Origin of the sequence: Sutterella sp. KLE1602 (assembly GCF_001578585.1) — a bacterium.
GTDB lineage: Bacteria > Pseudomonadota > Gammaproteobacteria > Burkholderiales > Burkholderiaceae_F > Sutterella > Sutterella wadsworthensis_A.
The window spans coordinates 32,338-52,130 of sequence record NZ_KQ968509.1; the positions used below are offsets into that span (position 1 = coordinate 32,338).

Sequence of the window (19,793 nt, forward strand, 5' to 3'; positions counted from 1 at the left end):
ATAGGCAATGAAGAAACAGGCTCTTATCAGCGTGTCCGACAAGACCGGCGTCGTGGATTTTGCCCGCGAGCTCGTCGCTCTCGGCTACCACATTCTCAGCACGGGCGGCACCGCCAAGCTCCTCACGAAGGAAGGCGTCCCCTGCCAGGAAGTCGCCGACTACACGGGCTTCCCTGAAATGCTCGACGGCCGCGTCAAGACGCTCAACCCGAAGATCCACGCCGGCATCCTCGCCCGTCGTCCCGTCGCCGAGCACATGGCCGCTCTCGAGGCCCACGGCATCGACCCGATCGACATCATCTGCGTGAACCTCTATCCGTTCGAACAGACGATCGCCAAGCCGGACTGCACGTTTGAAGACGCCATCGAGAACATCGACATCGGCGGCCCGACGATGATCCGCGCCGCCGCCAAGAACCACGAGTCCGTCGCCGTGATCGTTGATCCGACCGACTACGCCTCCGTCGTCGCCGAAATCAAGGCCGAAGGCGGTGTCACGGCCGCGACGCGCCTCGCGCTCGCCAAGAAGGTCTTCGCCCATACCGCCCGCTACGACGGCATGATCACGAACTACCTCACGAGCCTTGACGAAAACAACCAGCGCACCCGCTTCCCGCAGGTCCTCACCCGCCAGTGGGAAAAGGTCCAGGACATGCGCTACGGCGAAAATCCGCACCAGGCTGCCGCCTTCTACCGCGAATCCTCCGTTGCGCCGGGCCTTCTCGCCGGCTATGAACAGCTTCAGGGCAAGGAACTCTCCTACAACAACATCGCCGACAGCGATGCCGCTTGGGAATGCGTCCGCTCCTTCGAGGCTCCCGCCTGCGTGATCATCAAGCACGCCAATCCGTGCGGCGTCGCCGTGGGCATCAGCTCCGCCGAAGCCTACTCCAAGGCCTTCCAGACGGACTCCAAGTCCGCCTTCGGCGGCATCATCGCCTTCAACCGCGAAGTGACCGGCGAATGCGCCGAGCTCGTTTCCCGCCAGTTCGCCGAGTGCATCATCGCTCCGAGCTTCTCCAAGGAAGCTGTCGAGATCTTCGCCGCCAAGAAGAATCTCCGTCTTCTCACGGTCGCTCTCGGCAAGGCCCACAACGACTTCGACTTCAAGCGCGTCGGCGGCGGCCTGCTCGTTCAGACGCCCGACAACCAGATCTGCGCCGAAGGCGCCCTGCGCTGCGTGACGAAGCGCCAGCCAACGTCGTCCCAGATCGCCGACCTGATGTTCGCCTGGAACGTCGCCCGCTTCGTGAAGTCCAACACGATCGTCTATGCCCGCGGCGGCATGACGCTCGGCGTCGGTGCCGGCCAGATGAGCCGCGTCGACTCCGCCCGCATCGCCATGCTCAAGGCTGAAGAGGCCGGTCTCTCTCTCGAGGGCTCCGTGGCCGCTTCCGACGCCTTCTTCCCGTTCCGCGACGGTCTCGACGTCGTGGTGGACGCCGGCTGCACGGCCGTCATCCAGCCGGGCGGCTCCATCCGTGACGACGAAGTGATCGCCGCCGCCGACGAGCGCGGCATCGCCATGGTCTTCACGGGCGAACGCCACTTCCGCCACTAAGGCGGTCCCGAGGCGCGGGGAGCCGTGAGGCTCCTGCGCCTCAAACGCAGCGGTGAGCGGCGTTTCGACGCCGCCTCCGCGTACCGAATGCAAGCCGCTCCCCGACGGGAGCGGTTCCGTGCTTACAAGGGAGTCATCCGTGACCAACTTCAATCCTTCCCGCCGCAGAGTGCTGTGCGCTGGCGTGCTTGCAGGCGCCTTCACGGCATGTCCTGCGCTTGCCGAACTTCAGGTCTCCATCACGGGCGTGGGCGCCAATCAGCTCCCGATCGCCGTCAAGGTGTTTGAAGGCTCCGGCGCCACGGGGTTCGATGCTGCGGCCGTCATCGGAGCCGACCTTGAGCGATCCGGCGCGTTCCGCCTGATCCCGACGGGCGCCGAAGGCGAACCCGAGAACCTTGAAAAGCCCGCGAGCCTCGAGGCCTTCGGCAAGCTCGGCGCGAACGCGCTCGCCGTGGGCCGCGTCAGCCGTCTTCCCGACGGCCGCTGGGAGCTCACCTACTATCTGCACAACACCGTGACGGGTGCGCTGACGGACTCGGCCGTCTTCACGACGTCGGGCAACGACGTGCGCATGTGCGCGCACCGCATCGCCGACCGCATCTACACGAATCTCACGGGCGAAGGCCCGATCTTTGCGTCGAAGCTCGTCTACGTGGCCCAGCTCGCCCGCAACCGCTATGAGCTCGTCATCAGCGACAGCGACGGCGGCAACCGCCAGGCCGCCCTTCAGTCCCATGAACCGATCATCTCCCCCGTCTGGTCTCCCGACGGCAAGAAAATCTCCTACGTGAGCTTCGAGGACCGCAAGCCGATCATCTATGTTCAGGAGCTCGCGACGGGCGCCCGTCATGCGATCTGCGCCTTCCGCGGCAACAACTCCGCGCCGGCCTTCAGCGCCGACGGCGGCACGCTTGCCGTGGCGCTCTCCCGCGACGGCCTCACGCAGATCTACCTGATGAACGCCAACGGCACCGGCCTGCGCCGCTTTACGAAGAGCTACGGCATCGACACCGAGCCGTGCTTCTCGGCGGACGGCCAGTGGGTCTACTTCACCAGCGATCGAGGCGGCGCTCCGCAGATCTATCGCCAGCCGCTCGCCGGCGGTCCCGCCGAGCGCGTGACCTTCGGCTCTAGCTACGCGATCAGCCCGACGGTCAGCCGCGACGGCCGCTATCTCTCCTACATCTCCCGCATCGACGGCCGCTTCCGTACGGCCGTGATGGATCTCACGACAGGCCAGAACACGCTCGTGACCACGACCGACCGCGATGAATCGCCGTCCTTCGCGCCCAACGGCCGCTTCCTCGTCTATGCGACGGAAGTCAACGGCCGCGGCGTTCTTGGAACGGCCTCCGTCGACGGCAGGCTCTCGACGCGCCTCACCGGTCTGGGCGACATCCGTGAACCCTGCTGGGGACCGATTCTGCCCTGATGAAGGGCGAAAACCAACGACAATCAACCACAACACTGTTGCCAGGAACACAAAATGTCCTTTTCGTGGAAAATCCTCGCTGCCTCCGCAGCCGTTGCCGCTCTTCTGAGCGGCTGCTCGTCCGTCTCCCTTGACGAAAGCGCCAAGGACGGCACGCTCGCCGGCCAGACCGCCGGCAGCCAGACCCAGGCGGTGAATCCGTTCGCCGATCCGAACAACCCGCTCTCCAAGCGCTCCGTGTACTTCTCCTTCGACTCCTATGAAGTCGAAGCCCAGTACATGCCCGCCGTCGAAGCCCACGCCCGCTGGCTTGCCGCTCATCCGAACGTCAACATCATCATCCAGGGCAACACCGACGAACGCGGCGGCCGCGAGTACAACCTCGCCCTCGGCCAGAAGCGTTCCGAGGCCGTCAAGCAGCGCCTGCAGCTCCTCGGCATCCCCGCCGAGCGCATCGAAGCCGTTTCCTTCGGCCGTGAAAAGCCGGTGGCCTACGGTCACAGCGAGGAAGCCTGGGCCCAGAACCGCCGCGCCGACATCGTCTATCCGACGGAAGTGACGTCCGGCAAGGCCGCCCAGTAATCTCTGGACGCATTACCTGAGACGACGGCCGGACGCAGCCCCACGGGGACCGCGGCCGGCCGCCTGCTTTTCGAGCCCGGCTCGTGCACGGACACGAGCGGCTTCTTCGGAGAAATTATGAATTTGAACAAGCTGATGGTTCAGGCCTGCACGGCCGCGATCCTGTCGGGCTCCGCCGCGGGTGCGATGGCCTTCGCGGACGACGATGCTCGCCGCGCCATTCTTGATCTGCGCGCACAGGTTGCCGCCCTTGAGGAACAGCTCAAGAACGCACAGATTTCGTTTGCGACGCGTCTCGACAACCTGCAGAACCAGAACCGCCTTCTCACCGGTCAGGTCGAGGAGCTCACGAATGCGATCCGTCAGGAAAAGCGCAGCACGCGCGAGCTCTACACCAGCATCGACGAGCGCCTCGGCAAGTTCGAGCCGCGCGAAGTTGAGGTCAACGGCGAGAAGGTCATGGTTCAGCCTCAGGAGCAGGCCGCCTACGACGCCGCCGTCGAGCTTCTCAAGGCGGGCGACTACAAGAAGGCCGCCGCCGCATTCAGCACTTTCGGCGCCGAGTGGCCCAAGTCCGCCTACGCGGCCGACGCCGTCTACTGGCGCGGATCCTGCCTCTTCGCCCTTGAGCAGTACAAGAGCACGATCAACGTTCAGAATTCGCTCATCCGCAGCTACCCGAAGCATCCGCGCGTGGCCGATGCCATGATCTCCGTGGCGTCGTCCCAGGCGGCGCTCGGAAACGTCAAGGCAGCCTCTGCGACGCTCGCCAAGGTGATCAAGCAGTATCCGAATTCGGACGCGGCCAAAACCGCCGCCCAACTTCAGAAAACTTTGAAATAAGTCGACGAGAGCACTCAAATGCAGCCTGTCCTGTCATAGGGGCAGGCTATTATTTTGTCGGGTGAAGAGGGGAAAATGCCGTGGATAGCCGCAAAATATGAGCAGAAGCGGAATTTTTAGGTTGTTTCACTTACCGAAGCCGTTTCTACTGGCCTCACAGAGTTGCTAGAATCACCATCGGAGGTGTCGCCATGGATTTGGCGGCACCTTCAGTACCTTATAACTGCCCGGACAATTTCGTACCCCGTGGAGTTTTTTAGCAAGAAGGACTTATGACTGAATCCAAGCAAATTTGCGGCGCCGACCTGCTCCGCAACCCGCAGCTCAACCGTGCCGACGCCTTCACTCAGGAGGAGCGCGACGCCCGCGGCCTTCGCGGTCTTCTGCCGCCGGCCGTTTCCACCATGGAGCTGCAGGTCAAGCGCACGCTCGCTTTGCTCGACCGCTGCCCGACGGCTCTCGACAAGTTTCTGATGCTCGACAGCCTGCATGCGACTGACGAAGACCTCTACTTCAAGATCCTGATCGACTACATCGACGACTACATGCCCGTGGTCTACACCCCGACCGTCGGCGAGGTCTGCCAGAAGTTCAGCCATATCTACCGCTATCCGCGCGGCGCCTTCATCTCGATCAACGACAAGGGCCGCGTCCGCGAAATCATTGAAAACTGCCCGAACGAGGAAGTCGACGTCATCGTCGTGACCGACGGCCAGCGCATTCTCGGCCTCGGCGACCTCGGTATCAACGGCATGGGCATCCCCTGCGGCAAGCTCTCGCTCTACACGGCCTGCGCCGGCATCGCCCCGGAAAAGACGCTTCCCGTCACCATCGACGTCGGCACGAACAACCCGGAATACCTGAACGATCCGATGTACCTCGGCCTGCGTCAGGAACGTGTGACGGGCGAAGCCTACGACGAACTCATCGAGGAATTCGTCACCGAAGCCCGCCGCCGCTGGCCCAACGTCCTCATCCAGTTCGAGGACTTCGGCAACAACCACGCCTTCGACCTTCTCGAACGCTACAAGGACAAGGTCCTCTGCTTCAATGACGACATCCAGGGCACGGCTGCCGTGGCCGTCACGGGCGTCTACTCCGCTCTTCGCGTCACGAAGCAGAAGCTTGCCGATCAGCGCTTCCTCTTCCTCGGCGCCGGCGAAGCCGCCACCGGCATCGCCGAACTCCTCGTCGACGCCATGGTCGCCGAAGGCGTTGAACGCGAGGACGCCCTCAAGCACTGCTTCCTCTTCGACTCCAAGGGGCTCGTGACCTGCAACCGCGGCGACAAGCTCGCCCACAACAAGGTTCCGTTCGCCCACGACGTCGAGAACTGCAAGACCTTCATCGAAGCCGTCCGCGCCCTGCGTCCGACCGGCATCATCGGCGTGGCCGCCCAGCCGGGCGCCTTCAATGCCGAAGTGCTCGGCGCCATGGCCGAAATCAACGAGCGTCCGATCGTCTTCGCGCTTTCCAACCCGACGTCCCGCGCCGAATGCGACGCCGCCACGGCCTACCGTGAAACGAACGGCCGCGCGCTCTTTGCCTCCGGCTCTCCGTTCGCTCCGGTCGACTTCAACGGCAAGACCTTCGTGCCGCGTCAGGGCAACAACAGCTACGTGTTCCCCGGCCTCGGCCTCGGCGCCGTCTTCGCCCGCGCCAAGACGATGCCCGTGGGCATGTTCCTCGCCGCCTCCCGCGAGCTCGCCGAGCTCGTGAGCGAAGCCGACCTCGAACAGGGCTCGCTCTATCCGCCGCTCTCCACCGTGCGTGAAGTCTCGGTCAAGATCGGTGCTGCCGTCGCCCAGTACGCCTACGACAACGGTCTCGCTGGCAACGAACGCCCGGCCGATCTCGAAGCCGCCGTTCGCGAATTCATGTACAAGCCCGAATAAGTTCCGGCTTCATCCGTGAATGAATGAGAAAAGCCTCCGCACTTCGGTGCGGAGGCTTTTTTGTCAGGATTTCGTCAGGATTCAGTCAGGAGTCGCAGGCAGCCGCAGGGCGGGACCCGAGGGCGTGCGTTGTGGTATTCTCCCCGACGCCCGAGAGGTCAGCCCTGATGCGGCGGGCCTTCATCTTCTGCAGGAACCCGTCCCTTCATGACCGACCTTTTCACCGCGCACCGAGGCGTCGACACGCAGACCGAGGAGAAGATCCTCGCACGCCTCTACGGCGAGCCGCTGGAGGAGTGTCCCGACGGGCTGTACATTCCACCCGAGGCGCTGCGCGTCTTTCTGGCGAGCTTCGAGGGACCGCTCGACCTGCTTCTCTACCTCATCCGCAAGCAGAAGTTCGACGTCATGGACATCCCGATGGCGGAGCTTACCGACCAGTACATGCGCTACGTGGATCTGGTGAGGGAGAGCGATCTGGAGCTGGCCGCAGCCTATCTCGTGATGTCCGCGACGCTCATGCAGATCAAGAGCAGGCTTCTGCTGCCTTCCGTGAGGACGGCCGAGGGGACGGAACCCGAGGATCCGAGGGCGGAACTCATGCGCCGTCTTGAGGAGTACGAGCGGATTCGTTCTGCGGCGCTCAAGCTGCAGGCCATGCCGAGGATAGACCGGGACTTCCGTGTCGCCGAGGTGGAGCGCTGCGTGCCCGTGGTGGCGCTCCAACCCGATGTGACGCCCGAGATGCTCGCATCGGCCTGGGCTGCCGTCGCCGCCCGTCTCAAGCTTCGGGACCGGCACAAGGTGAGCAGGCAGGAGCTTTCGGTGAGGGAGCACATGACGGCCCTTCTGAAGCGCCTGCAGACGGAGCCCTTCGTGACGCTGGAGGGGCTCTGGAACGGCACCCGAGACCGCGAGACGATGACCGTGTGGTTCCTGGCGCTCCTCGAGCTTGCCAAGGAGGGAATGATCATCCTCACTCAGGGAGCGCCCTACGCGCCGCTCTACGCCACGCTGCCCGAGGATGCGGGCACGCTTGAGCTTCGTTGCCCCGATCCCGATCCGCTCGTGCTGACGAGCTGAGACGGTGAACGGACAAAACAAAACCCCGCCGGGCGGAGAGCCTGACGGGGTTTTTGTCTTTGCCTGAGCGTGGAGGCTGTTTAGGCTTCTCCGCCGAGGAGAGCGCGCTTGGCGGCGGCCTTTTCATCCTGCTCCTTGAGGATGATTTCGGCACGGGCGAAGGCGAACTCCATGTTCGGCACGAGGTTTGCACCGAGACGCTGGGCGATGTTGGTGCGCTTGAGCTGGGCGAGCGGGTGGCCGGAGGCGCCCGCAATGATCAGCTCGTGGTTGTGGCGGTGCAGGGCGCGTGCATAGACTTCGATCTGGTCCATCGCGGAGTTGTCGATGTTGAGCAGGTCGGTGAAGTCAAGGATCACGATGCGGGCTGCGGAGGCCGACGTGATGCGGGCCGGATCGGTCACGTGCTCGAGCTTGGAGACGGAGCCGAAGAAGAGGGCGCCCTTGATGTGCCAGGCCTCGACCGTGTCGGGCACGTTGAACGGAAGCGTGACGGGTTCGACGACCGTCAGGTTGTTCATGCGCATCAGGAAGAAGACGCAGGCAACGACGAGGCCGAACTGGACGGCGACCGTCAGGTCGAAGATCACGGTCAGGAAGAACGTGATGAGAAGCGTCGCCTTGTAGGAGAGCGTCATTGAGCGCAGGCGCAGGAACTCGCGCCAGTTGCCCATGTTCCAGGCCACGAAGACGAGGATGGCGGCAAGCGCGCAGAGCGGGATGTTGCTCGCAAGCGGGGCGGCGGCGAGGATCACGACGAGAAGCGTGATGGCGTGGACCATGCCCGCGACGGGCGAGAAGGCGCCGGACTTGATGTTCGTGACGGTACGGGCGATTGTGCCGGTGGCGGGGATGCCGCCGAAGAACGGAACGATCATGTTGGCGACGCCCTGGCCCATCAGTTCCTGATTGGGGTCGTGGCGGTCGTCGGTCATCGTGTCGGCCACGCGGGCGCACAGCAGGCTTTCAATGGAACCGAGCACGGCGATCGTGATCATCGGGCCGAGAAGCTGCTTGGCGGTGTCCCACTCGAGGTCGGGGATCTGCAGGCTCGGGAGGGACTGCGGAATGCCGCCGAACTTGGAGCCGATCGTTTCGACGGGAAGGCCGAAGACCGTGACGATGATCGTGGAGAGCACGAGGACGACGACGGTGCCGGGCAGGTGGGCGAGCCAGCGCTTCCACTGCGGGCCGCTCATCTGATAGCCCTTGGGCCAGAACTTGACGATGAGGAAGCTCGCAAGCGCAAGGCCGAAGGCCCACGGATTGATCGTGCCGATGTTGTTGATGATCGTGTTGACCTGGCCGAAGAAGTCGGCGGGCATCTTGGCGACGGTGAGGCCGAGGAAGTCCTTGACCTGCTGCAGGCCGATCATGACCGCAATGCCGTTCGTGAAGCCGATCACGATCGATACGGGGATGAACTTGATGAAGCCGCCGATCTTGAAGAGGCCCATCAGGAAGAGGATGACGCCTGAGCCGAGCGTGGCGAGCATGAGGTTGCTCAAGCCGTACTGTGCGATGATGCCGTAGATGATGACGACGAAGGCGCCGGCGGGACCGCCGATCTGGACGCGGCAGCCGCCGAGAAGCGAGATGAGGAAGCCAGCGATGATGGCGGTGTAGAGGCCCGATTCGGGCGGCACGCCGGAGGCGATGCCGAAGGCCATGGCGAGCGGCAGGGCCACCATGCCCACGGTGAGGCCGGCGGAGATGTCGCGCGACAGCATGCGGCTGTCGTATTCCTTCAGGCAGGTGAGGAGCACCGGATGGAATTTGGCCAGCGGCACGTGGTGCATGAATTCGCGGGCCATGTCTTTGAAGCTCATGTCGAAAACCGGATGAGGTGAGGGAAAAACGCCTAATTGTAAGAAAAGGCATCCTCCTTAGGAAGAGGATGCCTTTGCTCAATCGCAAGCAATGGCCAAAAAATCAGGCCTATTGCGCAAATAAGTCGATCTTATCGGATGCGCATGCCGGGAATAGCGCCGGAGTGCGGTTCGAGCACGAAGAGGCCGAGCGACTTGTCGCCGGCGTCGGAGGCGGCGAGAACCATGCCTTCGGAGACGCCGAAGCGCATCTTGCGCGGGGCGAGGTTGGCGATCACGACCGTCATGCGGCCTTCGAGCTGCTCGGGCTTGTAGGCGCTTGCAATGCCGGAGAAGACGTTGCGGGTGCGGCCTTCGCCCAGATCGAGCGTGAGGCGCAGAAGCTTCGTGGAGCCTTCGACGGGCTCGCACTTGACGATCTTGGCGACGCGCAGGTCGATCTTCGTGAAGTCGTCGATCGTACACTCGGGAGCGATGGCTTCGCCGCCGGGCAGGACGGGTTCGGGCTCGGGAGCCTTTTCGGGGACGAGGACGTCAAGCTGCTTTTCCATGTCGACGCGCTGCATCAGGTGCTTGAAGGCCTTGATCGGGCTCGCGGAGGAGAGCGGCACGGAGACGCTCGCCCAGGTGAGAGGTTCGATCGAGAGGAAGTCCTCGACGCGGGTGGCCGTGGCGGGCAGCACGGGCTTGAGGTAGAGCGTGAGCAGGCGGAAGCCTTCGAGGGCGATCGAGGAGACGCGGTGCAGTTCGGCCCTGGCCTCGGGGTTCTTGGCGAGCTCCCACGGCTTTTCCTGATCGACGAACTCGTTGATCTTGTCGGCGAGCTCCATTACGAGGCGCGTGGCGCGGGCGAACTCGCGGATTTCGAAGAAGCCCTTGACTTCCTCGGCGCGGTTGCGGATGGCTTCAAGCAGCGGATCCTGCATGGCGGAATCGTCGACGCGGCCCTCGAACTTCTTGAAGATGAAGCCCGCGGCGCGGCTGGCGATGTTGACGTACTTGCCGATCAGGTCGGAGTTGACGCGCTGGGCGAAGTCGGACTTCGTGAAGTCGACGTCCTCGACGCGGGAGTTCATCTTGGCGGCAAGGTAGTAGCGGAGCCATTCGGCGTCCATGCCGAGCTCGAGGTACTGCAGCGGCGAGATGCCGGTGCCGCGGCTCTTGGACATCTTCTCGCCGTTGACGGTCATGAAGCCGTGGGCGTTGACGTGATCGGGCACGCGGAAGGGCTTGCCGGCAAAGTGCAGCATGGCGGGCCAGAAGAGCGTGTGGAAGTAGATGATGTCCTTGCCGATGAAGTGGATCTGCTCCGTCTTTTCGTCGGAGAGGATGCCTTCGAAGTCGAGGCCCTGCTTGTCGCAGTAGTTCTTGAGCGAGGCGAGGTAGCCGACGGGGGCGTCAAGCCAGACGTAGAAGTACTTGCCCGGAGCGTCGGGAATGGCGATGCCGAAGTACGGTTCGTCGCGGGAGATGTCCCAGTCTGAGAGGTTGCCGTCCTTGCCGAGCCATTCGCTGTCCTTGGCGAGGACCTCCTGCTGCACGCGCGGCAGGCCGTCCTTGCCTTTGCCGTTGGTCCAGTCGCGGAGGAACTGGACGCACTGCGGGTCGGAGAGCTTGAAGAAGTAGTGCGTGGACTTGCGGATTTCCGGACGGGAGCCCGAAAGCGTGGAGTACGGGTTCACGACTTCCATCGGGGAGTAGACGGCGGAACACTTTTCGCAGTTGTCGCCGTACTGGTCGGTCGCGCCGCAGCGCGGACACGTGCCCTTGATGAAGCGGTCGGCGAGGAACATGCCCTTGACCGTGTCGTAGTACTGCTCGATCTCCTTCGTGTAGATGAGACCGGCGGCGACGAGGCGGCGGTAGATGTCCTGGCTGAGCTCGTGGTTTTCAACGGCGTCGGTGCTGTGCCAGTTGTCGAAGCTGATGTGGAAGCCGTCGAGGTACTGCTTGCGGCCTGCGGCGATTTCGGCGACGAAGGCCTGCGGCGTGATGCCGCGCTTCTGGGCGGCAATCATGATCGGCGCGCCGTGCACGTCGTCGGCGCCGACGAAGTGGACCTTGTTGCCGGACATGCGCTCGTGACGCACCCAGATGTCAGCCTGGATGTACTCCATGATGTGGCCCATGTGGAAGGCGCCGTTCGCGTAAGGCAAGGCGGTCGTAACAAAAAGATTGCGCTGACTCATCGTCGTGTTAAATCCGAAGTTGAAATGAAGGGCGCTTCGGAAAATCCGAAGCAATCAGTTATTTTAGCGTAGCGAAAACCCGAGGGGGCTTGGAGAGCCTTTCCAGTCCGGGCCTTTTCAGGAAAATCAAAGGATCGGCGCGTAAAATCCGCATAACCACACGCGCGATGCGCGCGGACATCAACGGAGAAGAATCCCATGACCATTTCCACGGAAGCGATCAAGAGCGCCCTTTCCGCGCTGATCGACCCTGTCACCGGCACCGACTACGTGTCCGGCAAGATGTTCAAGAGCGCCGAAACCGACGAGAACGGCAACGTCAAGGTGTTCATTGAGCTCGGCTATCCCGCCAAGCACCGTGCCGAAGCCGTCGGTCAGGCCGTGGGCGAGGCCGTCCGCGCCGCAGGTGCCGCCTCCGTTGAGGTGAGCGTCACGCAGAACATCATCGCGCACAAGGTGCAGGGCACGCTTCGCGTCATGCCCGGCGTCAAGAATATCATTGCGGTGAGCTCCGGTAAGGGCGGCGTCGGCAAGTCCACGGTCTCCGCCAACCTCGCGCTCGCGCTTGCGCACGAAGGCGCCCGCGTCGGCGTGCTTGATGCGGACATTTACGGTCCGTCCCAGCCCAAGATGCTCGGCGCCTCCGGCCAGCCCGTGAGCGCCGACGGCAAGACGATGGAGCCGATGGAATCCCTCGGCCTGCAGATCAACTCGATCGGCTTCATGATCGAGGAGGACGATCCGATGATCTGGCGCGGCCCGATGGCCGCAGGCGCCCTGCAGCAGCTCATCACCCAGACGAACTGGCACGACCTCGACTACCTGATCGTCGACATGCCTCCGGGAACGGGCGACATCCAGCTCACGCTCTCGCAGCAGGTGCCGCTCACGGGCGCCGTCGTCGTGACGACCCCGCAGGACATCGCGCTCATCGACGCCAAGAAGGGCCTGCGCATGTTCCAGAAGGTGAATGTGCCCATCCTCGGCATCATCGAGAACATGTCCGTCTTCATCTGCCCGCACTGCGGCGAAGTCGAGCACATCTTCGGTGAAGGCGGCGCCAAGCGCATGAGCGAGCAGTACGGTGTGCCGCTTCTCGGCGAGCTTCCGCTTTCGGCCAAGATCCGCGAACAGGCCGACAGCGGCCTGCCCACGGTCGCCGCCGAGCCCGACGGCAAGGAGGCCCTGATGTACCGCGAGATGGCGATGAAGGTCGCCGGCGCTCTCGCCCGCATCACGAAGGACTACACGGCCAAGATGCCCGGCATCCGCGTCGTGAACGACTGATCGAAAGAAAACGGCGTCGAAGGCCCGCGTTGAGCGCGGGTCTTCGCAGGCGAAAAAGCAAGAGGGGACGGCCGCAGGGCCGTCCCCTCTGTCCATGGAGTCCTTGGACTCAAAGACGATCAGTCTTCGTCAAAGTTCGGCGTCTCGACGCCGAGTACCTTGTGGAGCTTCGGCGACGTGGTCGTGTACTGCAGGAACACGCGCTTTTCCGGGAAGACGTAGTCGCAGGCCGCGAAGGCGGCGAGGGCGCATTCGTGGAAGCCGGAGAGGATGAGCTTCTTCTTGCCGGGGTAGGTGTTGATGTCGCCCACGGCGAAGATGCCCGGGATGTTCGTCTCAAAGCGGGCGGTGTCGACGACGATCTGCTTGCGGTCGAGCTCGAGGCCCCAGTTCTCGATCGGGCCGAGCTTGGGCTGCAGACCGAAGAAGACGAGCAGATGGTCGAGCGGGATGCGGCGCGTGACGCCGTCGGCGCCCGCGACGAGCACTTCGGTGAGCTTGCCGTCGGCTTCGTTGAAGCCCGTGACCTGGCCCACTTCGAACTGCATCTCCCAGTTCTCGCACAGTTCCTTCATCTTGGCGACGGAGGCGGCTTGGGCGCGAAAGCCGTCGCGGCGGTGAACGAGCACGACGCTTTCGGCGCGGCCCACGAGGTTGAGCGTCCAGTCGAGGGCGGAGTCGCCGCCACCGCAGATGACGACGTTCTTGCCTTCAAAGACGGAGGGATCCTTGCAGCTGTAGTGAAGCTGCGTGCCCTCGAACTTCTCGATGCCCTTGACGCGGAGCGGACGCGGCTGGAAGGAGCCGACGCCGGCGGCGATGATCACGACCTTGGTCATGAAGCGGGTGCCGGTGCTCGTCTCGACGTAGAAGCGGCCGTCCTCCTGCTTTTCAACGCGGGTGACTTCCTGGCCGAGGTGGAAGACGGGGCCGAAGTGATGGTTCTGCTTGAGGAGGTTTTCTGTGAGCTCGTAGGAGGAGCAGACGGGAACGGCGGGAATGTCGTAGATGGGCTTCGTCGGATAGAGCTCCATGCACTGGCCGCCGACGTTGCGAAGCGAGTCGATGACGTGGCACTTGATTTCGAGCAGGCCGAGCTCGAACACCTGGAAGAGGCCGACGGGACCGGCGCCCACGACGACGGCATCGGTTTCAATGAGCTCATCGGTGGGCTCGGCAACGGTCATATAGTCTTCAATAGCCATGATTCTGTTTCGAATGGGTAAAAACGGTTGAGCCTTCCCCTCGGGGAAGGCGGTTGCGGTATTTTCGCACGCTTTCGGGTCCTGATGCAGGCGCCTGCGGGGCCTATCACTTGGCGCGCTCCTTCTCGATGAGGAGCTGCTCGCGCAGTTCGCGCAGGCGTGCGTCGATCTGGCTCATGGTGTAGAAGTCGCCGTCGGCGGCCTTCTGCCCGAGCGTCATCTGGTAGACGGCCGCCTCGGTGGAGCCATAGAGCGCGTACATCTCGCCCGTGTGCAGGTACTGGAGGCTCTTCTTGCCGAGCTTTTCGTAGGAGCGTGCGAGGAGTGCATGGTAGTTGGAGCTCTCCTGGCTTATCGCGGTGTTGCTGCGCAGGAAGTGGATGAGCTTCTGATGCTCGTTCTGGCTGTAGAGGAGGTCGACGTAGTTTTCCGCAATCATCGTGGAGAGCGGAAAGCGATCGACGGCGCTGCGGGCGTCCTCGACGGCCTTTCTCTTGTCGGCGGCGGTGCGGGCGGCGTCGTACTCGGTGCGCGTGAGATTGCGCACGAGAATGGCGCTCTTGCCCGCCTTCATGGCGAGGCGCGCCTCGACGAGGGCCTCGTCGGGTTCGTGCAGCTTCTGGGCCGCCACCGAGAGGCCGTAGTGAAGCACGGCCTCATTGATGCCCGAGGAGGTCTTGAGGCGGCGCTGGAATTCCTTCCTGACCTTGTACCAGCCGTCGTGGCGCGTCTCCTGCAGCACCTCAAGGCGCGCCTGGATCAGCTTGAAGTCGAGGCTGTCGCGGTGCAGGCGCGGCGGGATGCTGCGGGTGCGGTTCTCCATGTCGGCCATTCGCTCGACGGTGAGCGGATGGGTGGAGAGGTAGGCGGGGGCGGCCGATTCGTAGAAGCGGTTGCTCGAATGGAGGCGCTCGAAGAAGCTCTCCATGCCCTTGGGGTCGAAGCCTGCGTTGTAGAGGGTCTGCAGACCCACGCGGTCGGCCTCTCGTTCGGCGTCTCTCGAGTAGTTGAGCTGGGACTGGATCATGGCGGCCTGGGAGCCCATGGCGACGGCCGCGGCGGCGTGACCGCCCGAATTTCCGCCCGCTCGTGCGGCGAGAATGGCCAGAAGCATGGAACCGATTGTGAGGGCCATGTTCCCCTTCTGGGCCTCGATCATGCGCGCGATGTGGCGTTGGGAGACGTGGCCGATTTCATGGCCCATGACGCCTGCAAGCTCGCTTTCGTTCTGAGCGTTGATGATGGTGCCCGTGTGCACGGCGATGTAGCCGCCCGGAAGCGCGAAGGCGTTGAGCGTTGCGTCCCGGATGGGAAAGAAGAAGAACTGGTAGGTGTAGGTGTTCGCGTTGCTGACGAGCTGGTAGCCGAGCCTGTTGAGGTATTCGCTCGTTTCGGGGTCCGACATGTAGGTGGGGTCGGCTCGAACCTGCCGCATGATCTGCGCGCCGAGAGCGTATTCGTCGGCGGGTGAGAGCTCGGCGCCTGCGACGGTGCCCAGACTCGGCAGGTTGAGGTCGAGCGGCGTCTGGCCTGCCGACAGTGCCGTGCCGGGCAGGCATGCGGTCGTCATGGCCGAGACGAGAAGTACCCACGCTTTGAAGTTCATCGAAATTCCTTTGGGGCGGAGGAGCGGACAGTGTGCGCCGCGCCTGCGCATCGTGCAGACAAAATGGAGGTCCCGACCGCTATCATAATGGGCGGACGCGTCCGGAGCCCCGCTTTCGGGCGCCTTACAGGATCAAAGGTAACGAAAATGAGCGAACTGACACACTTTGACGAGGCCGGTCAGGCCCATATGGTCAACGTCGGCGAGAAGTCCGAGACGTACCGAATCGCAGTGGCCTGCGGCCGCATCCACATGCAGCCCGCCACGTTCGAGCTCGTCGCGGGTGGTACGGCCAAGAAGGGCGACGTGATCGGCATTGCGCGCGTGGCGGCCATCATGGCCAGCAAGCGCACGTCGGATCTCGTGCCGCTCTGCCATCCGATCGGACTCACCCGCGTGGCGGTCGACTTCGAGCTTGACGAGAAGACGCACGCCGTGACGTGCACGGCCCGCTGCGAATGCTACGGCAAGACGGGCGTCGAGATGGAGGCGCTCACGGCCGTGCAGGTCGGCCTGCTCACGATCTACGACATGTGCAAGGCCGTCGACCGAGGCATGGTGATGACCGACATACGCCTTCTCAAGAAGGACGGCGGTAAGTCGGGCCGCTGGACGGCTGAAAGGGCCTGAGGCGGCTTTTTCCCTGACTGAAACGAAAGGAGGTCGGCGTGCATTTGGCACGCCGGCCTCCTTTCGTATGGAGCCCGTCGTCAGCTGTCGCTGATCAGGTTGAGGGCTCTGGCCTCGTAGACCGCTTCGCCGCGGGAGTGGACCTGAAGCTTGCGGTAGATCTTCTTGATGTGCGCAGTCACGGTGTGCGGCGAGATCATGAGGATCGTGCCGATTTCGGCGAACGGAATGCCCTTGGCCAGAAGCTCGAGAATCTCGCGCTCGCGGGTGGAGATGTCGGGCGCGTCGTTCGTGGCGGCCACGAGCGGCTCGGAGTTCTTCTTCATCTGCATGGCGCGCAGGACGTGGCGGGTCACGGCGGGGGACATCGGGGATCCGCCGCCGTTGATGAGGCGCACGCAGTTGTCCAGGCTTTCCTGGGAGTTGCGTAGCACGTAGCCGAGCGCACCCGCACGGATGGCGTTCATGATGAAGTTCGGCTCGCTGCGGTTCGTGTAGCAGAGCACGTTGAGGTTCGGGCGGAGCGTGACAGCCTTTTCGACGATGGGGAAGACCGTGGCGCCGCCGAGTTCGACGTCGGTGACGAGCACGTCGACGTCGGTGCGCAGGTGCAGCGTGGCGTCAAGCTCGTTGAAGGTCGTGGCGGTGCCGACGACCATGAACTCGTTGCGGTCCGAGAGCATGGCGCTCAGGGAGCGGGCCTCCGTCTTGCTGTTCGCGGCGATCAGCACGCGGATGCGACTTGAGGGAGCGGAGCTCGAAAACTTGGAGTCGCGGTCCTGTTCGCGGGGGAACGTGCCGTTGACATAACGGCGGCTGCCCCTGCCCTCCTGGAGGTCGGAGGTGTCGAGCCTGCGGCCGGAGGAAGCGGGCGACTTCTTGGAGTCCTTGCCCGCGGCGGTCGTGCCGCTAGAACTCAACTGTTCTTCGGTGAGAGTAATCATCTTTGGATTTGTCAGGGTCGCAGAGGTGGGGCGCCGGGCGGCTGAGACGCTGCCCGGCGGAACATGCAGGTATTCTACGACATCCCGCAAATCGGGGATGGTCAGGCGTGCCGTTCGTCGAAATGCCTGTGTTGCAGGTGCTCCAGGGCGTATGCCGGTGGAAAAAGATAGCCGGCCAGAGGCCGGCTATCTTCAGCGGCGGGTGGCATCCTGCAGGAACCGCCCGCTGCGCTCAGGCCGTCAGGCCTGACGGATGATCAAAAGCGGAACGTCGCCCGTGGCGGCGATGCGGGTTGCGGTCGAGCCCATGACGGCGGCCTTGAAGCGGCCGTAGCCGTGGGAGCCCATGACCACGAGGTCGAGCTTCTTCTTCTTCGCGAAGGCGGCGATTTCGTCGCCTGCGTTGCCGACGAGGCAGATTTCCTTGGTCGCGACGGCGGCCTTGGCAAAGAGCGGACGCAGCGGCTCAACGGCTTCATTGAACTCGTCCTTCTGCAGTTCGAGCACTTCCTCTTCGGAGAGTGCGGGCAGGGCCATGCCGGCCATGTCGGGCATCACGGCGCCGGCGTAGTCGCTCACCACGTTGATGAGGTAGAACTGTGCGCCCGTGCCGAAGAGCGAGATGTGCTTGAGGGCGTAGCGCACGGCGGCGCGGCCGTACTTGGAGCCGTCGACCGCGATGCCGACCTTGAGAGCGTCGGACTGCGGCGCGGCCTTGTCGCGCAGCATCAGGACGGGGCACTTGGACTTGGCGAGGACGCCGTTCGAGACGGAGCCGAAGAAGAGGCCGCGAAGAGCGGTCTGGCCGCGGGAGCCCATGACGATCAGGTCGGCGCCGAACTTTTCGGCTTCGGCCGCGATGCTGTCGGAGGCTTCGCCGACGAGGAAGGCCTCGCCTGCCTGGAAGCCGACCTTGTTGAGCTCGGCGCGCACGGGTTCGAAGACCTTGGCGGCTTCGTCTTCATAGTAGCGGGTCAGGGAGTCCTGGCCGACGAGTCGGCAGGCGCGTGCCGGAAGCGGAAGCTGAACGTTCAGGACTTCGATTTCCGGATTGCTCCCGAGAAGCGTGGTGCGGCTGGCGATGAATTCCACGGCGTGCATGCTGTTTTCACTGCCGTCAACGGGAACGAGAATGCGCATATAACCTCCTGAGGATCTTTGCAGGACGGTGGTCACGTTGTTCTTTGCCGTCGCCGTGCTTTACACTCGCGGTGGCGAAGAACTTCCGTCCTTGAGGACAATGTACTCTGAAACGACTGCGGCGGCATCAAAGCCAAGACGTCCGCACCGTCGTTTTCTTGCTCTAAAGCAATAAAAAACGAAATTGAGCCTCTCGGAAAACTTCACTCACATTTTAAAAATCTAATTGTTCGGACAAATGGAGAACTGATATGAGCGTGACGACTGACCCGAGGCGATTCGGAGGCGTGGGCCGTCTTTTCGGCGAGGAGGGCGCCAGGCGCCTCGCCGGCGCGCATGTGGCCGTGGTGGGGCTGGGCGGCGTCGGCAGCTGGGTCGTGGAGGCTCTGGTCCGCACGTCGGTGGGCCGCATCACGCTGATCGACGGCGACGATGTGGCGCTCTCGAACACGAACCGCCAGCTGCCCGCCTTTGAGGGCGCCTACGGACGCGCGAAGGCCGAGGTGCTCAGGGAGCGCTGCCTGCTCATCAATCCTGACTGCCGCATCGAGGTGAAGACGGTCTTCGTGACGCCCGAGAACGCGGTGCAGGTCATTCCGTCCGACTGCGACTGGCTCGTCGACTGCATCGACGACCTCAAGGGAAAGGCCGCGTTGCATGCGGCGGCCCGCGGCATGGGCGTGAGGACCGTCTGCGCGGGCGGCGCAGGCGCGCGCATCGATCCCTCGCGCATCGAGGTTTCGGACCTCGCGCGCGTCAAGGGTGATCCGCTTCTCGGGAAGCTACGCACCTTTCTTAGAAAGGAGTACGGCTTCCCCGCAGGTTCGGCCGACGGCCGCTCGACGCTCTTCGGCATTCCCGCGGTCTACAGCACGGAGCCTCTCAGGCAGCCCGGCGCCGACAGTCTGGAGGCGATCGGCGCCGAGCCCGGCAGCCGGATCGGCTTCGGCTCCTTCGTCTCCGTGACGGGTTCCGCAGGCCTCAGGCTGGCGGGAATCGTGATCAACGATATTGCGGGCGCTCAAAACACGGCAGACTGAATCCGCCTACAATGAAAGGATATGCGTCGTCCCGCGCAGGACGGCGCCATGGAAAAACAGAGTAAAAAGGATCTCAACATCATGTACAAGCGCATTCTGGTTCCGACCGACGGCACGCCGATGTCGGAAAAGGCCGTGGAGGGCGCCGCCCGCTTTGCCAAGTCTCTCGGCGCTTCGCTCGTGCTCATCACCGTCGTCGAGCCGTACTCCTACACGAATCTTTCCGAATACCGTCCGGAATCGATCGAGCAGTACGACGAGCGCGTGACCGCCGAGGCCAAGGACCGTCTTGCCGACGCCAAGCGCCGCTGCGATGAAATCGGGGTGCCCTCGACCACCCTCATGGTGAAGAGCTTCTCGCCCGCCGAGGCGATCATCGAACAGTCCAAGAAGCACGACTGCGACGTCGTCTTCATGGCGAGCCACGGCCGTCAGGGCTTCGCGGCCGTCCTGCTCGGCTCCGAAACCCAGAAGGTGCTCACGCACTCCCAGATTCCCGTCATGGTCTACCGCTGATCTGACGA

The 19,793-nt window shown here is 63.6% G+C and carries 16 protein-coding genes; 10 read left to right on the top strand and 6 right to left on the bottom strand.

The window, feature by feature from the left end:
- Positions 1–7 precede the first annotated feature (7 nt).
- From purH to HMPREF3036_RS02990, 6 genes are all read left to right on the top strand, one after another.
- On the top strand, positions 8–1,561 hold the full coding sequence (purH, locus tag HMPREF3036_RS02965; RefSeq protein WP_005433811.1) for a bifunctional phosphoribosylaminoimidazolecarboxamide formyltransferase/IMP cyclohydrolase: 1,554 nt from the start codon (positions 8–10) through the stop codon (positions 1,559–1,561).
- 139 nt (positions 1,562–1,700) lie between these two features.
- Positions 1,701–2,996: a Tol-Pal system beta propeller repeat protein TolB gene (gene tolB, locus HMPREF3036_RS02970; RefSeq protein ID WP_005433809.1), complete on the top strand. Its 1,296-nt coding sequence runs from the start codon at positions 1,701–1,703 to the stop codon at positions 2,994–2,996.
- A 54-nt stretch (positions 2,997–3,050) separates the two neighbouring features.
- Positions 3,051–3,578 (top strand): peptidoglycan-associated lipoprotein Pal, encoded by a 528-nt coding sequence (pal, locus tag HMPREF3036_RS02975; RefSeq protein WP_005433807.1) that lies wholly within the window; start codon positions 3,051–3,053, stop codon positions 3,576–3,578.
- A 117-nt stretch (positions 3,579–3,695) separates the two neighbouring features.
- Entirely contained in the window at positions 3,696–4,421 is a 726-nt protein-coding gene (ybgF, locus tag HMPREF3036_RS02980) for a tol-pal system protein YbgF (protein WP_005433805.1), read from the top strand.
- Between the two features lie 272 nt (positions 4,422–4,693).
- Positions 4,694–6,316 carry an NAD-dependent malic enzyme gene (locus tag HMPREF3036_RS02985; RefSeq protein ID WP_062331431.1) on the top strand — a complete coding sequence of 541 codons (1,623 nt, stop codon included), beginning with the start codon at positions 4,694–4,696 and terminating at the stop codon, positions 6,314–6,316.
- A 207-nt stretch (positions 6,317–6,523) separates the two neighbouring features.
- Positions 6,524–7,399 carry a segregation and condensation protein A gene (locus HMPREF3036_RS02990; protein ID WP_062331434.1) on the top strand — a complete coding sequence of 292 codons (876 nt, stop codon included), beginning with the start codon at positions 6,524–6,526 and terminating at the stop codon, positions 7,397–7,399.
- An 80-nt stretch (positions 7,400–7,479) separates the two neighbouring features.
- On the opposite strand, the gene HMPREF3036_RS02995 is transcribed toward HMPREF3036_RS02990, so the two are convergent.
- Both HMPREF3036_RS02995 and metG read right to left on the bottom strand, forming a co-directional pair.
- Positions 7,480–9,228 carry a SulP family inorganic anion transporter gene (locus HMPREF3036_RS02995; RefSeq protein ID WP_038006325.1) on the bottom strand — a complete coding sequence of 583 codons (1,749 nt, stop codon included), beginning with the start codon at positions 9,226–9,228 and terminating at the stop codon, positions 7,480–7,482.
- 131 nt (positions 9,229–9,359) lie between these two features.
- Positions 9,360–11,417 (bottom strand): methionine--tRNA ligase, encoded by a 2,058-nt coding sequence (metG, locus tag HMPREF3036_RS03000; RefSeq protein ID WP_062331437.1) that lies wholly within the window; start codon positions 11,415–11,417, stop codon positions 9,360–9,362.
- A gap of 198 nt (positions 11,418–11,615) precedes the next feature.
- Here metG and apbC point away from each other — a divergent pair, with 198 nt between their 5' ends.
- Positions 11,616–12,704 (top strand): iron-sulfur cluster carrier protein ApbC, encoded by a 1,089-nt coding sequence (apbC, locus tag HMPREF3036_RS03005; RefSeq protein WP_005433796.1) that lies wholly within the window; start codon positions 11,616–11,618, stop codon positions 12,702–12,704.
- A 119-nt stretch (positions 12,705–12,823) separates the two neighbouring features.
- Here the strand turns inward: apbC and HMPREF3036_RS03010 are convergent, their stop codons facing one another.
- Both HMPREF3036_RS03010 and HMPREF3036_RS03015 read right to left on the bottom strand, forming a co-directional pair.
- Complete coding sequence (locus tag HMPREF3036_RS03010; protein WP_005433794.1) at positions 12,824–13,909, bottom strand: NAD(P)/FAD-dependent oxidoreductase; 1,086 nt, start codon at positions 13,907–13,909, stop codon at positions 12,824–12,826.
- Positions 13,910–14,015: 106 nt separating this feature from the next.
- The gene (locus tag HMPREF3036_RS03015) at positions 14,016–15,515 is read right to left on the bottom strand and encodes a M48 family metallopeptidase (RefSeq protein ID WP_062331440.1); all 1,500 of its coding nucleotides are present in this window, start codon (positions 15,513–15,515) and stop codon (positions 14,016–14,018) included.
- Between the two features lie 147 nt (positions 15,516–15,662).
- Between HMPREF3036_RS03015 and moaC the strand changes: the two genes are divergently transcribed.
- Positions 15,663–16,145, top strand: coding sequence for a cyclic pyranopterin monophosphate synthase MoaC (moaC, locus tag HMPREF3036_RS03020; RefSeq protein WP_062331442.1), 483 nt, complete (start codon positions 15,663–15,665; stop codon positions 16,143–16,145).
- An 80-nt stretch (positions 16,146–16,225) separates the two neighbouring features.
- Here moaC and HMPREF3036_RS03025 read toward each other — a convergent pair whose 3' ends face one another.
- The gene (locus HMPREF3036_RS03025) at positions 16,226–17,089 is read right to left on the bottom strand and encodes a LuxR C-terminal-related transcriptional regulator (protein ID WP_062331445.1); all 864 of its coding nucleotides are present in this window, start codon (positions 17,087–17,089) and stop codon (positions 16,226–16,228) included.
- Between the two features lie 240 nt (positions 17,090–17,329).
- Positions 17,330–18,229: a universal stress protein gene (locus HMPREF3036_RS03030; protein WP_005433787.1), complete on the bottom strand. Its 900-nt coding sequence runs from the start codon at positions 18,227–18,229 to the stop codon at positions 17,330–17,332.
- Positions 18,230–18,480: 251 nt separating this feature from the next.
- On the opposite strand from HMPREF3036_RS03030, the gene HMPREF3036_RS03035 reads away from it, so the two are divergent.
- A complete protein-coding gene (locus tag HMPREF3036_RS03035) occupies positions 18,481–19,269 on the top strand; it encodes a tRNA threonylcarbamoyladenosine dehydratase (RefSeq protein ID WP_062331447.1) in 789 nt (262 codons plus the stop codon).
- 81 nt (positions 19,270–19,350) lie between these two features.
- Positions 19,351–19,785 carry a universal stress protein gene (locus HMPREF3036_RS03040; RefSeq protein WP_038006379.1) on the top strand — a complete coding sequence of 145 codons (435 nt, stop codon included), beginning with the start codon at positions 19,351–19,353 and terminating at the stop codon, positions 19,783–19,785.
- Positions 19,786–19,793 lie beyond the last annotated feature (8 nt).